Source organism: Saccharothrix tamanrassetensis (assembly GCF_014203665.1).
Lineage (GTDB): Bacteria > Actinomycetota > Actinomycetes > Mycobacteriales > Pseudonocardiaceae > Actinosynnema > Actinosynnema tamanrassetense.
This window is the reverse complement of sequence record NZ_JACHJN010000005.1, coordinates 208,474-223,117: the sequence shown is the minus strand read 5'-3', so window position 1 is coordinate 223,117 and position 14,644 is coordinate 208,474. Positions and strand designations below refer to the sequence as shown.

At 70.0% G+C, this 14,644-nt stretch carries 10 protein-coding genes and 2 pseudogenes; 8 read left to right on the top strand and 4 right to left on the bottom strand.

Features of this window, described 5'->3' with window-relative positions; genetic code table 11:
* Positions 1–9 precede the first annotated feature (9 nt).
* The gene (locus FHS29_RS17475) at positions 10–1,848 is read right to left on the bottom strand and encodes a S8 family peptidase (protein ID WP_184691728.1); all 1,839 of its coding nucleotides are present in this window, start codon (positions 1,846–1,848) and stop codon (positions 10–12) included.
* 290 nt (positions 1,849–2,138) lie between these two features.
* On the opposite strand from FHS29_RS17475, the gene FHS29_RS17470 reads away from it, so the two are divergent.
* Both FHS29_RS17470 and FHS29_RS17465 read left to right on the top strand, forming a co-directional pair.
* Positions 2,139–3,125, top strand: coding sequence for a helix-turn-helix transcriptional regulator (locus tag FHS29_RS17470; RefSeq protein ID WP_184691727.1), 987 nt, complete (start codon positions 2,139–2,141; stop codon positions 3,123–3,125).
* A 182-nt stretch (positions 3,126–3,307) separates the two neighbouring features.
* Complete coding sequence (locus FHS29_RS17465) at positions 3,308–3,928, top strand: L-threonylcarbamoyladenylate synthase (protein WP_184691726.1); 621 nt, start codon at positions 3,308–3,310, stop codon at positions 3,926–3,928.
* Positions 3,929–3,947: 19 nt separating this feature from the next.
* Here FHS29_RS17465 and FHS29_RS17460 read toward each other — a convergent pair whose 3' ends face one another.
* Positions 3,948–4,754 carry a hypothetical protein gene (locus FHS29_RS17460; RefSeq protein ID WP_184691725.1) on the bottom strand — a complete coding sequence of 269 codons (807 nt, stop codon included), beginning with the start codon at positions 4,752–4,754 and terminating at the stop codon, positions 3,948–3,950.
* A gap of 292 nt (positions 4,755–5,046) precedes the next feature.
* Between FHS29_RS17460 and FHS29_RS17455 the strand changes: the two genes are divergently transcribed.
* Together FHS29_RS17455 and FHS29_RS17450 are read left to right on the top strand one after the other, a co-directional pair.
* Positions 5,047–5,922: an SIS domain-containing protein gene (locus FHS29_RS17455; protein ID WP_184691724.1), complete on the top strand. Its 876-nt coding sequence runs from the start codon at positions 5,047–5,049 to the stop codon at positions 5,920–5,922.
* An 834-nt stretch (positions 5,923–6,756) separates the two neighbouring features.
* On the top strand, positions 6,757–7,821 hold the full coding sequence (locus FHS29_RS17450) for a right-handed parallel beta-helix repeat-containing protein (protein WP_184691723.1): 1,065 nt from the start codon (positions 6,757–6,759) through the stop codon (positions 7,819–7,821).
* Between the two features lie 94 nt (positions 7,822–7,915).
* On the opposite strand, the gene FHS29_RS17445 is transcribed toward FHS29_RS17450, so the two are convergent.
* Positions 7,916–8,689 carry an AfsR/SARP family transcriptional regulator gene (locus tag FHS29_RS17445; protein WP_184691722.1) on the bottom strand — a complete coding sequence of 258 codons (774 nt, stop codon included), beginning with the start codon at positions 8,687–8,689 and terminating at the stop codon, positions 7,916–7,918.
* 233 nt (positions 8,690–8,922) lie between these two features.
* Between FHS29_RS17445 and FHS29_RS17440 the strand changes: the two genes are divergently transcribed.
* Positions 8,923–9,834, top strand: coding sequence for an XRE family transcriptional regulator (locus FHS29_RS17440; protein WP_184691721.1), 912 nt, complete (start codon positions 8,923–8,925; stop codon positions 9,832–9,834).
* Positions 9,835–10,083: 249 nt separating this feature from the next.
* Here FHS29_RS17440 and FHS29_RS17435 read toward each other — a convergent pair.
* Positions 10,084–11,044 (bottom strand): annotated as a pseudogene (locus FHS29_RS17435) (eCIS core domain-containing protein).
* 409 nt (positions 11,045–11,453) lie between these two features.
* Here FHS29_RS17435 and FHS29_RS17430 point away from each other — a divergent pair.
* The 3 genes and pseudogenes from FHS29_RS17430 to FHS29_RS38485 all read left to right on the top strand — a co-directional run.
* A pseudogene (locus FHS29_RS17430) lies at positions 11,454–11,845 on the top strand (transposase family protein); the annotation flags it as partial.
* A gap of 444 nt (positions 11,846–12,289) precedes the next feature.
* A complete protein-coding gene (locus FHS29_RS17425) occupies positions 12,290–13,198 on the top strand; it encodes a helix-turn-helix domain-containing protein (protein WP_184691720.1) in 909 nt (302 codons plus the stop codon).
* An 804-nt stretch (positions 13,199–14,002) separates the two neighbouring features.
* Complete coding sequence (locus FHS29_RS38485) at positions 14,003–14,611, top strand: DddA-like double-stranded DNA deaminase toxin (protein ID WP_376774449.1); 609 nt, start codon at positions 14,003–14,005, stop codon at positions 14,609–14,611.
* Positions 14,612–14,644 lie beyond the last annotated feature (33 nt).

Sequence of the window (14,644 nt, the reverse complement as noted above, 5' to 3'; positions counted from 1 at the left end):
GCGACACCGCTAGAGCGTCAAGCCCCAGCTGTCGATGGTGCCGATGTCGTTCGCCACGACGTCCCGCACGCTGAGCTTCCACGTGCCGTTGCGCACCTCGGGCGACAGGTCCGCCGTGTAGGTGGCGTCGATGTTGTCCGCGCTGTCGCTGCCGCTGGAGTCCTTCAACCGGTACGCCGTGCCGTCCGGCGCGAGCAGGTCGACCACCACGTCACCGCGGTAGGTGTGCTTGATGTGCACCTCCACCTTGCTGGTCGCCGACGCGTTGCCGGTGCAGCCGGAGAACGTGACGGAGCTGGTCACCGCCGCGCCGACGTCCGGGATCGCCACGTCGGTCCCGTTGGTCTGCGGCGAGCAGTCCGCCGCGCCGACCGTCCAGGTGAACGTGGTGCTGCCGGAACCGCCGGCCGAAGCGGTGGCGGTCGCGGTCACCGTGTAGGTGCCCGCGGTGGTCGCCGTGCCGGTGATCAGGCCGGTCGACGAGCCGATGGACAGGCCGGGGGGCAGGCCGGTGGCCGACCAGGTGTACGGGGCCGTGCCGCCGGTCGCCGTCAGCTGCAGGTTGGCGGAGCCGCCGACGGTCGTCGTCTGGCTGCCGGGGTTGGCCACGGTCACCGTGCCGGTGCCGCCCTTGTTGACGCGCAGCAGGCGGTTCGGGGTGCCGCTGCCCGGGTTGGTGATCTTGCCGGGCGTCGCCGCCGCGGTGATCGCGCTGTGCACCTCGGCCGGGGTCTTCGAGGGGTTGTCCGCCAGGTACAGCGCGACCGCGCCCGCCACGTGCGGCGAGGCCATCGACGTGCCGCTCATCGACGCCGAGCCGGAGTTGTTCGAGTAGGACGCGGAGACGATGTCCTGGCCCGGTGCGAACAGGTCGCTGCACGTGCCGTAGCTGGAGAACGACGCCCGCGCGTCGGTCCGGGCCGACGCGGCGACGTTGATCGTCTCGGTCACCCGCTGCGGCGAGTACTTGCACGAGTCGTCGTTGAAGTTGCCCGCCGCCACGACGTAGGAGATGCCCTTGGCGATGGACGCCTTCACCGCGTTGTCCAGCACGCGGCTGGGCTCGTTGGCCGTGCCGGTGTAGAGGCTCATGTTGGCCACGGCCGGGAGCACCGCGTTCTTGGTCACCCAGTCGACGCCCGCCGCCTCGGTGGACACCGAGCCGCTGCCCGCGCAGTTGAGCACCCGCACGGCCTTCAGCTTGACCTGCTTGGCCACGCCGTACGTGGCGCCGCCGACGGTGCCCGACACGTGCGTGCCGTGGCCCTGGCAGTCCTTGCCGTTCTGGCCGTCGGAGAACGCGTCGAAGCCGAACGAGGCGCGCCCGCCGAAGTCGTTGTGGTTGTAGTTGATGCCGGTGTCGATGACGTACGCGGTGACGTTCGACGCGCCGGTGGAGTAGCTGTACTTCTGGTTCAGCGGCAGGGAGTCCTGGTCGATCCGGTCCAGGCCCCAGGACGGCGGGTTGTTCTGGTCGGTCAGCAGCCCGACCGTGCGGTCCTGCTCCACGAACGACACGGCCGGGTCGGCGGCCAGGCGCTTGGCCTGCTTGGCCGACATGGTGACGGAGTAGCCCTTGAAGGCCGCGCGGTAGGTGAAGCCGACCTTGCCGCCGTAGCGGGCGACCAGGTTGTCGACCTCCCCGCTCACCGCCGACTGCGCGAGCCCGTCGTTCTTCAGCACCACGATGTAGCTGTCCTTGACCGCGTTCGGCGCGCTCTCCGCGACGATCGGGCCTTCCTGAGCGGCGGCGGTGGCCGCGCTCGGCAGGACGACCGCGGCGGCGACGGCGGCGGTGGCCGCCAGTCCCAGGCCGGCGATCCGTCCGGGCAGGGTTCGGTGTCGCATCACTGCTCCTCGGTGCAGGGCGCCCGGATCGGCCGGCCCTCGACGGCCGTGTGGTTCCGGTGGTTCCGTGGTTCCGGGCGGTGAATGAGCGGTGTCCGATCGGACCTGGCGAGTATTTGCCGGTGCGGACGGGCCCGACAAGCGACTTTCGTACGGTTTCCGGCGAATTGGGATTGACCGGGTGTCCGGTTCAGGACAATGTCCGGGTTCACCGTTTCGCGACGATCGGCCCCTTGACGACACTCGGAGATCGACTTACCGTCGCCGGACGTTCGCCCTGCGAGGTGCAGATGTTCCTGCTGGAACCGGTCGGCCTGGGTCAGCGGGACAACGACGTCTACCTCGCCCTGCTGGAGCTGCGCCGCGCCACCGTGGCACAGCTGGCCGAGCACGTGGGCGGGTCGCAGGCCGACGTCCGCGCCGCGCTGGCCGTGCTGCTCGGTGCGGGCCTGGTGCACCAGCTCGGTTTCGCGCCCGCGGTGTACCTGCTGGTCGCGCCGGACGAGGCGTTGGCCGCGCTGATCCAGCGGCGGCGCGGCGACCTGGCCCGGATGCAGGTGCGGGTGGAGGAGCTGGCGCAGCGGCTGCGGTCCGGGCCGCCGCGCACCGGGTCGGCGGTGGAGCTGGTGGAGGGCGAGGACGCGGTGATCGCGTCGGTGACCCGGTTGCAGGCGCACGCCCGCAAGGAAGTGCTGGCCGTGGACGCGCCGCCGTACCTGGGCGGGCAGTGGAACCCCAACGACTTCGAGATCACCCAGCTGGCCGGCGGTGTCGAGTACCGGTTCGTCTACTCGGCGGACTCGCTGTCCACCCCGCTGCACGTGGCGAACATGCGGCGCTGCGTGGAGGCGGGCGAGCAGGCCAGGGTGCTGCCGAACGCGTCGATGAAGATGGTCATCGTCGACCGCCACACCGCGCTGATGCCCGCGTCCTACCAGAACCCGGATCCGGCGGTGCGGCTGCTGGTGCGCGAGTCGGCGCTGATCGACGTGCTGGTGTTCTGCTTCGAGGCCATGTGGTCGCGCGCCACCCCGGTCGTGCCGGGCGCGGCGCCGGACGACGTGCCGGAGCGGGCCGCCGACAAGCCGGGCCTGTCCGTGCGCGACGGCGAACTCCTGTCGCTGCTCGCGTCCGGGATGAAGGACCGCTCCATCGCGCGGGCGCTGGGCGTGACGGAGCGGACGGTCGGTCGGCGGGTCACCGAACTGATGGCCGAACTGGGTGCGCAGTCGCGATTCCAGGCGGGGTTGTTGGCCGCCCGGAAAGGCTGGATCTAGCGTTTTCTGCGGAATACCGGACCGAGGCGGGTGGGAAACGTCCGGGGTGGTTCGTGCCCGCTATCCGGGGTGCTCGACGTCCGGCGGGAGTCGACCATCCGGAATGGTCGACTCCGTGCGGGGTGCAGCCGGCCGGCCGACGTCCCCGCGCGTCGCGAATCAGGCCCTACTAGGCTCCGCGCATGGCGAGGTACTACGACGTGCACCCGGTCAACCCCCAGCGCCGCAGCATCGACCAAGCGGTGGAGCTGATCAGGTCGGACGGTCTCATCGCCTACCCCACCGACTCCTGCTACGCGCTGGGCTGCCGGTTGGGCAACAAGGACGGCCTGGACCGCATCCGGCAGATCCGACACCTGGACGACCGGCACCACTTCACCCTGATGTGCCGGGACTTCGCGCAGCTCGGTCAGTTCGTGCACGTGGACAACACGGTGTTCCGGGCGATCAAGGCGGCGACACCGGGCAGCTACACGTTCATCCTCCCGGCGACGCGCGAGGTGCCGCGCCGGCTGCTGCACCCGAAGAAGAAGACGGTGGGCGCGCGCATCCCCGAGCACGCCGTGGCGCAGGCCCTGCTCCAGGAGCTGGGCGAGCCGCTGCTGTCCAGCACCCTGCTGCTGCCCGACCAGGAGGAGCCGCTGGTGCACGGCTGGGAGATCAAGGACCGGCTGGACAACGTGGTGGACGCGGTGCTCGACTCGGGCGACTGCGGCACCGAGCCGACCACCGTCATCGACTTCTCCAACGGCGAGCCGGAGATCGTGCGCCGGGGTGCGGGCGACCCGAGCCGGTTCGAATAGCCGCCCGGACCGCCGGCGGTCAGTCCACCAGCCCTGTCGCCAGGGACAGCACCAGCAGCGTCGCGGACCCGTAGACCGCCGTCGCCACCAAGGCCGCGGCGGTCAGACCCAGCCGTGAACCGATCTTCCCGCTGATCGCACGATGCACCAGCAGCTGCCACGGCAGCACCAGCGTGAGCGCGAAGCACGGCAGCAGCAACATCGGCAGCTTGTCGGCCACCTGGTCCGGCGGCACGAGCAGCACGATGCCCGCGAAGGGCACCAACACGGCCGCTGCCGTCGTCACGGTCGTCCGCGCACCGTTCGGATCCGCCGCCCGTGGCCGCTTGGAGAGCAACCAGCTCACCAGGGCGGCGGCCAGCGACATTCCCACCAGAACCCCGAAAAGACCGCGGGTGAGCCCGCTTTCGCCGATGCCGGACCACCAGGGTTGGCCGGCGCGCACGGCTTCGGCCGCCTCGTCGGAGACCGTGAAGCCGTCCAGGACGACCGCCGGCGTGAACACGTTGCCCAGCGTGCGGTCGCGGGTGCACGCGGTCGGTCGGGAGCCGTAGGTGGCGGTGCAGCCGGAATTCAGCTGTGCCCTGTCGACGTCGATGACGACGGTCAGGGTCTTGTCGCCGACCGGCATGGCGCACGTGACAACCGTGCCGTCCTCGGCGCAGTCGGGCTTCATGACGGTGAACTGCGGTGTCGTGACGCGGTAGAGGCTGTCCCCGCCGGCCGAGACCGGGATGAGCGCGATGGCCACGAGCAACAGCAATCCCGGTACCAGGAGGGGCAACGAGCGCAACAGACCTGGCGAACTGCGGGTAGTGGTGGTCAAGGTCCACCTCCTGTCACCCGCAGGATCGGCTGCGCCCGTCACCCCGTTAGCCACGGCGCGAGACTGACACCCGAGCAGTGCACGGTGCACTGCTCGGGTTGTGTGGTGCACTCCACACCGAGGCGACCGGTGAGCAATTGTGCACATACTTCCCCCAGAGAAGTCACCGGTCAGCAGCCTGTCACCAGCGTTTGAGCATGGCTTCCAGCCGGAACGGGGTGGTTGCGTTGCAAAATCATGCAGTATGTTCGTGCCTTGAGTGCAGAAATGCGCACCACCTGGAGGAGAGCCCGTGAGCACCCACGTCGCTGTCGAGATCGCCACCCAACCGGACTGCTGGCACCGGGCGTCCACGCTGGCCAAGGAGGTCGCGCCCCGCCTGCCCCGACCCGGTGAGCGGGTGGCCGTGGTCGGCTGCGGCACGTCCTGGTTCATCGCCCAGTCCTACGCGTGGCTGCGCGAGGCGCGCGGGCTCGGCCACACCGACGCGTTCGCCGCGTCCGAGTTCCCCGGCGTGCGCGACTACGACCGCATCGTCGCCATCACCCGCTCCGGCACCACGTCGGAGGTGCTGGAGCTGCTCGACAACGTGTCCGTGCCGACGCTGGCCATCACCGCGGACGGCGGGACGCCCGTGGTGGACGCGGCCGACGAGCTGGTGGTGCTGGACTTCGCCGACGAGGCGTCGGTCGTCCAGACCCGGTTCGCGACCAGCACCCTGGCCCTGCTCCGGGCGTCCCTGGGCGAGGACCTGGCCGGCGCGATCGCCGACGCGAGCACGGCGCTGACGGCCCCGCTGCGCCCGGAGTGGACCGGGGCCGCGCAGTTCACGTTCCTCGGGCGGGGGTGGACGTGCGGGCTGGCGCACGAGGCGGCGCTGAAGATGCGCGAGGCGGCCGGCGCGTGGACCGAGTCGTACCCGGCCATGGACTACCGGCACGGGCCGATCAGCATCACCGCGCCGGGGCGGCTGGCGTGGATGTTCGGTCCCGCGCCCGCCGGCCTGGCCGACGACGTGGCCGCGACCGGTGGGACGTTCGTGACCAGCTCCCACGATCCGATGGCGACGCTCGTGCTGGCGCAGCGGCTGGCCGTGCACATCGCCGAGGCGGCCGGCCTGAACCCCGACCAGCCCCGCCACCTGACCCGCTCGGTGATCCTGTCCTGAACCCCTCGTGCGCCCGGCCGTGAGCGGACCTCGCCTGCCCACGGCCGGCCTCGGGCCCGGTTGCCGGTACTCCACCGGACAGGTCGACGGCGGCGCGTGAACAGCGGGGTGCAACCTCAGCGGCGGGAATCGGCCCGCTGGAACGAAGTCCTCGGTGCTCGCCGCCGGCACCGGGCACGTGGCCGACGCGCCCGGCACGGCAGTGAAGACTCGGCCGGTCCAGGCCGCCGCGAACGGCGGCGCGCACCAGCGCCGGCAGCTCTTGCCGCGGACCGACGGCGGCTTCCGGCCACGCGACCCCGGGAACGGACTGTGCGCCGACGTGGACCACAGCTCGGCCTCGCCCGAAGCCGCCGCGCTCCGGCACTCCCGCACCGGAACACCCGACCGGCGGTGGACGCTCGAACCCGAAGGGACGGTCGAGACCAGGCTCAGCGGCCTGGCGTCCGCCCGGTCGAGCGCGACGGCCGGCAGCGGTCGTTCGGACGACCGGAACCGGCGCGACGACTCAGCGCCGGCTACTCCCGCAAACGTGCCGGGGGTGCGCCGCGGCCCGGCGCACCCCCCGAAGTCTTAAGCCGGCCAAGGCGACACCCCCGAGCGTTAAGCCGGACATGTCGTGTCCGGTGACGGGCGGAACGAGGTCCTCGCGATCCAGCCGGTAGTCCCGGTCATGCGCTTCCCCTCGTCGTGCGGACACCTCCGACGTTAGGCCGTTCAGGCTATCCGCGCGACGCGAGCCACGCGGAAGTGTGACGGCAGGGATTCGAGACCCTTTCAAGTTTCCGTCCAGCGGCTCCCGCGACAGTGGATCTTCAGGCGGAGGAGGGGATCATGGCCGGACGAACGGCGTGGGTCGCGTTGGTGGCGGTGCTCGGGGCCGTGCTGGTGAGCGGCCAGGCGCAGGCGAGCGGGCGGACGGACCTGTTGTGCGCCGACGACACCGGTGACGACGAGCGGATCAACGCGGCCACCGCGGCCAGCGCACCCGGCGACGAGATCGTGCTCCAGGGGACGTGCCTGATCGACGGCACCATCCGGCTCGCGAGCGACCGCACGTACCGGGGGCTGTCCCGCAGCGGCACGGTCATCCGGCAGGCACCCGGCGCGAACCTGGACGCCATGCTGGCCAGTGACTCCTACCTGGACGACGTGCCGTGGACCGGCGGCCCGGTCACCGTCCGGTCGCTGACCCTGGAAGCCGACCGCGACCGGAACCCGGGTGGCCGTGACGGGCTCGTGCTGCGGTCGTGGCAGTCGGTGGTGGACGACATCGCGGTGCGGGGCGCCACCCGGCACGGCATCCGGGTCACCAACCTGTCCGCCAACCGCACCGAGCTGACCAACACCCAGGTCAACGGGCGCATCACGGGCAGCCACATCGCCGGGTCCGGCGGGCGCGGCGTGCACGTGGAGGACACCCGCAACTCGGTGACGGACTGGCAGCTGCTGGACAACTGGGTGGAGGGCTCCGGCACCGACGGCATCGGCCTGGACAACGCGGCCGGCTGGCTGATCCGCGGCAACCACGTGTACGGCGTCGGCGGGGTGGCGCTGTGGGCGGAACGGCTGTTCGGGTCGTCGATCACGGACAACTACCTGGAGGACTTCACCGCTGCCGGCATCCGGGTGTCGGTGCAGGGTGAGGCGGCGTCCACGATCAGCGGTAACCGGGTGTTCAAGGCGAACGGGGGCGCCGGCACGTTCCTGGAGACCCGCGTCAACTACGGCGTGGGCAACCTCGTCGTCACCGGCAACACGATCCGGGGCAACGGCGCCGGTGTCGGCCTGGACCTCCAGGGGCCGAACTTGGTGGTCGCCTCCACCGGCAACCTGGTCACCGGGGTCACCGTGCCGCGCCGGATCGGCGCGGGCGTGTCGGTGTCGGCCGGGGTGTGAGGCCGGGGTATGAGGCCAGGGAGTGAGCCGAGGGTGACGCCGGTGGACGGCTCGCCCGCCCAGCCCTGACGGCGCACCACCCGCCGACGAACCGCTAAGCGTGCAGCACCCGTCGGTGGCCGGCGAGCCGGTCGTCCGTCGAGGTCCGGAGCACTTCGCGGTGGACCGCGCGCAGGGCGGTGCCCGGATCGGTGCCCAGCTCGTCCGCCAGCAGTCGGCGCACCCGCTGGTAGTGGCCCAGCGCCTCGGCCGTCCGCCCGGTCCGGTGCAGGGCCAGCACGAGTTGGGCCGCCACCCGTTCGTCCAGCGGGTGCACCGCCGCGCGGGCGGCGAGCCTGGCCAGTTCCTCGTCGCACCGGCCCGACCGCAGCACCACGTCCGTGCGGTCGGTCTCGGCGAGGAACCGCTGCTGCTCGGCCATCACCCGCAGCGCACCCAGCCACGGCGTGTCCAGTCCGGCGAACGGCTCGCCCCGCCACAGCCCCAACGCGGTGTCGAACAGCGCCAGCCGCTCCCCGTCCGTGCCGGCTCGGCGCGCGGCGGCCAGCAGGCGTTCGAACCGGCGCAGGTCCACCGCGTCCGGGTCCACCACCAGTTCGTAGCAGCCGGTCCGGCGGACCAGGGCCACGTCGTGGGCGTCCGCGAGCAGCTGCCGCAGCCGGTACAGGTAGCCGTACAGCGCGGCACGCGGCCGGCGTGGCGGCCGGTCCGCCCACACCCGCGTGACGAGCTGGTCGAAGCTCACCGGCTGGTTCGCCTCCGCCGCGAGCGCCACCAGGACGCACCGCTGTCTCGCGTGCCCCAGGTCCGTCCGTCGTCCGTCCACCACCGCGTCGACCGTGCCCAGCAACCGGATCTCCACCGCCATGCCGCACCTCCCGATCCCGGTATAGCGGTGCTCCGGGCGTTCGCCGACGTTCGACCTTGTACGAGCCTGTACGTACTGGTCACCGGTCTGTCCGAAACGCCGCCGGGGACCGCTCCGGTTCCGGGCCGGCCGGCGGGACACCCGAAATCGGCATCGCCCTGCCGACACTCGCACCAGTGCCGTGGACCGAACCGCCGATGGAGGGCGGCAGCCGGCTAGAGCAAGCTGGGGGCGTGGAAGATCACCGGGCGGGGCCGCCGGGGCCCGAGGACGCGACCACCGCCGCCGAGTTCGTCACCGCGATGCGGCAACTGCGGCTGTGGTCCGGGTTGACCTACCGACAACTGGAGGGGAAAGCGCAGGCGGCCGGGTACGTGCTGCCGTCCAGCACCACCGCGACCATGCTGGGACGGACCACGCTGCCGCGCGAGCAGCTGGTGACCGCCTACGCGCGGGCGTGCGGGCTCGGTGACGAGGACGCCGAACGGTGGGTCGCGGCGCGGCGCAGGCTGGCCATGGACCCGGAGACCAACCCGGCCGGGGAGCCCGCCGAGGAGCCGTCGGCCAAGCCCCGACGCAACTGGTGGCCGCTGGTGGCGGGGGTCGCCGCGCTCGCCGCCGTCGCGGCCACCGTCACCGCGCTGGTCATCCGGCCGGGTTCGCTGGAGAAGCTGCCCGCCGACGGCCGGTACCTGCTGCGGCCGGCGCACGTGGCGGACAAGGACCTGTGCATCGGCGAGGGCAAGGAGCGGAACCAGCGCACCGATCGGGTGCTGGCCGTGCAGCGGCCGTGCGAGGGGCTGGTTCCCGACACGTACCTGGAGGCCGTGGGCGAGGGCGTGTACCTGATCAAGTGGCGGCATCCCAAGGAGGGCTGGGGGTGCCTGTCCGTGGACGGCGCGTTCCTGGACGACGAGGCGCTGATCGCGCCGGACCAGTGCACCAGCGCGGCACACCAGCGGTTCCTGCTGGAGCCGGTGTCCGCGCCCGAGCCACGGGGTTTCGTGCTGCGGCCGGTGCACAGCGGCAAGTGCGTCGGCGTGCTCGGTGGTCCGGCCGACGTGGAGGTGGGCGCGGAGATCATGCAGACCACCTGCTCGGGCAAGGCCGACCAGGAGTTCCTGGTCGACCCGGCCCCGAGGTAGGCATTCACCGCCGGCGATCCTCCGTGGGCAGGACGGGGACGGCCGGGCGGGAGAAGGCACCGGCCGTCCCCAGGTTCGAATCGGGCGGACAGGGAGCCCTTCCCAACCTCATCCGGCGGCACTCGATCCGGGTCCGCGTCCGGCAGGCGATCGGCCAACGGCTCCACCAGGTTCTTCGGCACCACGCCGTCACCACTGGTCGGGTGCGCGGTCCTGATCGAGCCGTTCTCGTCGACGATCACCCGAGAATCAGGGCTCGTGGTCGAGCACATCGACATCGTACTCTGATTGCAGATTGATACCGAGGACCCTCCCAAGGTTTGCCACTTCTGCCGAGATCACCCGGTTTCTCCCCATGCCGAGTCTGTTGTGTTGCCACTCGCAGGAGTTCGATCCGTCGAGGTGGCTATGAAGGATTGAATTGGCCGCTGCGCCGGCACTGCTTTCGCGGAGCCTTTTAACGACATCCCACATGTGTACCGCATGGATCGCCAGCTCATGAAGGAGTGTTTCGATTCTGACCACCGGGTTGGTCTGCGCAGCGTTCAAAGATACCACAATGTCAATATTCGACGTCCTGGGCTTGACGACAGACCAATCGATATTGTCCGGGTCATCGAGATCGTATCGGTTTGCACCGTCGTAGATGAACCCCTCAGTGAGCCCGTGGCCTGTCATGGGTACGGCCGTGAATCTGAGGAATGTGTTGTTACTGGCCGCGCACTCGGCCAAGAACTGCCTTATTCGCGCGGTCGAGCTGTGATCTCGTATGGCAGTCAATTCCGCCTGATAAGCGGTTCCCGCGAGTCCGGTGGCATTTATAACACGTTGCACCGAACCATTGACGGGTTGCGCCGGGGCATTGGACCCCGCGGGCGCCACCTCGCTCGATGCCTGGACGGGCTTCGTCATGGCCCGTTCCGCGTTGGCCTCGACGGCGCGTTCGAACGCGTCCGATGGATCGGAAATACTCAACCCGTTTCCGGTTTCATTGCCCGCCACCGGGCCGGACCGTTGCTGGAGCACGTGGGTCAACTCGTGCGCCAAAGTCCGTTTTCCCTCCAGGGATCCCGTATCGAACTGGCCTCGTTGGAACGCGATGTGCGAGCCAGAGGTAAGCGTGCGCCTGCACTGACTCGGCGGCGACATGCGCCGCATCATCGGTGTGCACCCGTACATCGGAAAAATCCGCGCCCAGTCGATCTTCCATCTCGGCACGAGTACTGTCACCAAGCGGCTGCCCGGGTGAACGCAGCCCCTTGTGGACCGCGTCGCGTTGTACGTCGCCCTGGAGCCGCTGCGTCACGGCGGTGTTTCCGATAAGGCGTTGCAAGGCCAGGATCTGTGAGGCTGCCGCTCCTCGACAGTGCGGCATTGGCGCCGGATGTTGACGGTGCCGGACCAGCCGGGGTGCCACGCCGCTCCGGGTCCTTGGGATTCGTCGCGCGATCTCGCATTGATCCTCCTCGTGGCGCTCACGGACATGGTCCCTGTTGACCGTCGGCCCCGGGATGTTCCTCGGTACTGGACGCAGGGCAACGCAGGTGTCCAAAAGTGCATTGAGCCCTGTCCAGCCTGGTGGCGTGAGCTGCGGTTCGTGGTGGAGAAACGGCGAAGCTCCTCGCCACGGCATGAAGGTCCAAGTCCTCGCCGACCCGGCCGGACGCCTGCCGTGGACTCGCCCGCGTTGCCCGGCTCGACCCACGACCTGACCGCGGCCCGCACCCACGGCATCGTCGACGCCCTGACCGGAGCGGACATCCCGTGCTGGGCGGACAAGGCCTACCGGGGTGCCGGCGGCCCGGTCCGCGTCCCCTACCGCGGCAAGCGGCACAACCTCTCGCCCGGACAGCAGGCGGTCAACCGCTCCCACGCCCGCATCCGCGCACCGGGCGAACGCGCCGCCTCCACCCTCAAGACCTGGCGACTACTGCGCAGACTCCGCTGCTCCACCACCCGCATCACCGACCTGACCCGAGCCGTCCTCGTACTTCAACTCAACGCCGGATGAGGTTGGAAACGGCTCAGGGTTGCGATTCGTCGAAATAAGCTCGCGGTCTTTTCCGATAACGCGGGCAGGGTGGAAAAGACCCGTCGGGTGGACCTCCGGCGAGGGGGACGAGTCAACCCTAATGCGAAGTGAACGCCCGTCAACGAAAAGCTCGCCGTCTGGCTGGATAACTCTGGACGTGCCCCGAACTGCCTGGTGGTGGCCACGTCGGCCGTCACAGGTCTCCGGACCGATGGCGGCGCTGTCGTCAGCGCTCTCCCCGCGAACCGCTCCGGACGCCTGCCGAACGCTGCGGCCGTGAACGGGCATACCAAGTACGTGCACCGACCACGTCGACAAATGGCCGGAATCGTTCTGCGAATTCCTTCGGACCGGACGGAGAGGTACGCTGCCGCCGGCAGCCAATCCCTGAACGCACCCTGCAGCGTTGACGAAGGGGCCGTCATGACCACCACGATCCCCGCCGACTTCAGCACCGCGCTGCGCGCCGCGATCCAGCGCAGCGGGCTCAGCCTCAACGAGATCAGCCGGCGGCTGCGCGAGCGGTCGACCCCGGTCAGCGTCAGCGCGTTGAGCTACTGGCAGAACGGCGAGAACCGACCGGAGCGGGCCAGTTCGCTGGCGGCCGTCACGGCGCTGGAGGTGATCCTCGGTCAGCCCCCGCAGGCGCTGACCGCCCTGCTCGGCCCGCGCAGACCGCGCGGCCGGTGGACCAACCGCACCGGCCGGGCCGTCGCCTACGACCAGGTGTGGGACCGACCGGAGTCGGTGGCCCGCGCGCTGGCCAAGGTGGACGCGACGCCGGACCAGCTGGACTCCCCGCACCGGCTGTCGCAGCACGTGTCCTACCGGGTCGACGGGCGCGGCCACGAGGAGTCGATGAGGGTGCGCCGACTGCTCCGGGCCGACCACGACGGCACGTCCCGGTTCATCTTCGTCACCCGCTGCTCCAGCCTCAACCAGCCCCCGGTCGTGACGCACACGGAGGGCTGCCGCCCGGCCCGGTTCCGGGCGGACGTGCCGTCCTCCACGTGCGCGTTCGAGTTCGTGCTCGACCGGCCGCTGGACTCCGGGGAGCTGGCCGCCGTGGAGTTCGGCGTGCGGTTCCCTCCGGGGCAGACCGACCAGCACGCGCAACTGGCCATCTACCGGCCGGCACGGGACCTCGTGCTCCAGATCGCGTTCGACCCGGACCACTTGCCGCGCAGCTGCAACGGCTACTTCCAGCAGCGCAACGCATCGCCGGTGGAGAAGCGCGGCGAGGTGACGTTCAACCAGGCGGCGAGCACGTTCCAGTTCATCACCCTGGACCCGGCGCCCGGCCAGTACGGCATCCAGTGGAGCTGGCGCTGACCGCTATGGGCGCGGTCGTCATGCGGCGGCGCTCCCAGCCACTCCGCTGCGCTTCGGCGCACACGTGTGCTTCGTGTTCTCCCCGTACGGCCTGGGCGAAGCCCGACCGCGCTTGGGTTGGTGGTGCAAGCACGCTTCACCGCTTGCACCACCAACCCAAGGGTGGTTGCCTCCGGCAGGCCGTACAGGGAGGGCACGAAGCACTTCCCCACTCCTTGGGGGCCTGCCTGTCCGGCGAGGACTCTTTCAAGTCCTTCGACCCACAGCGGTCACCGACTGGTTCGATCTTCCGGGCCGCAGAGCGGCCACCGACTGGTTCGATCTTCCGGGCCCGGAGCGGTCGGCGACCTGGATCTCGATCGCTGCCGGTCAAAGAGAAAAGCGACGCTCGCCGCTGGGCAGGCCTCCGGGGAGGAAGAACAAGCAAGAGCGGTCGTGTTCTCCCCGCATGGCCTGGTCAAGACAACCACCCTTGTCCTTGGGGCACAAGCGAAAAGCGTGCTTGCGCCCCAAGGACAAGCGCGGTTCGCTGCGCGCAGGCCATACGGGGAGAACACGCAGACACAGGTCTGCGCCGAGGCGCGGGAGGGTGCTGCCGAGGCAAGTGGACAAGTAGGCAAGTCCGCCACTGGCCGTGTCGCCCGGTAACTGTTGTACCCCTGTGCCACGCTGACGCGGGGAGGGGAGGCCGCGGTGGCGTCACTCGGGGACGTGGTCGCAGGGGTCCAGGCCGCGTGCGGGAAGGCCGCGCAGTCTCGCACGGCGTTGGAACAGGCGGAAGACCTGGCCCAAGAGGCACATGACATGTTGGCCCGCGCAATGAAAGGTGCGCACCACCTCGAAGCGGACGGAGCACAGGTGTTGGCCACATTCACGGGCGTGGTGGATGCGTGTAAGGGCTACCTGTGGTCCCTGCTGAACGAGGCCGCGAAAAACGCCGAGAGCTACGCGGACCGCCTGGCGACCGAGACCACCGCAACCCCGGCCCCTCCCCCTCAACAGCCGCCCGCACAGCCCCCGGCGCAACCAGAGCAACGGCTCCGGCCCGACCCGGCCGAACCGCCCGTACTCCCCGCCGGAACGGATCGAAGAACTACGGCGCGAACTACCCCACCCGTAGTGCCCAACAGCAGGCAGAAGACGGTGGGCCGTTGGATCGGCCCGGACGGCACTGCTCAGCCGATTCAAAGCGGATTCGATCAGCGCTCCGCACTGGTGCAGAGCCAGCTAGCGCGAATGGGTCTTCCGGATGGCTCAGGCCGTTCCGGCGACGTGGAACAGAAGTTGGCCGCGTACATGGTGGCGAACGGAATCATGCACGCGACACTGATCATCAGTTATCGGCCGTGTCGTGGGCGCGACGATTCCTGTGACACCCTTGTGCCGATCCTTCTCCCGAAGGGTCCACGTTGACAGTGAGGCATTTTCAACGTGACGGTGCAGGTC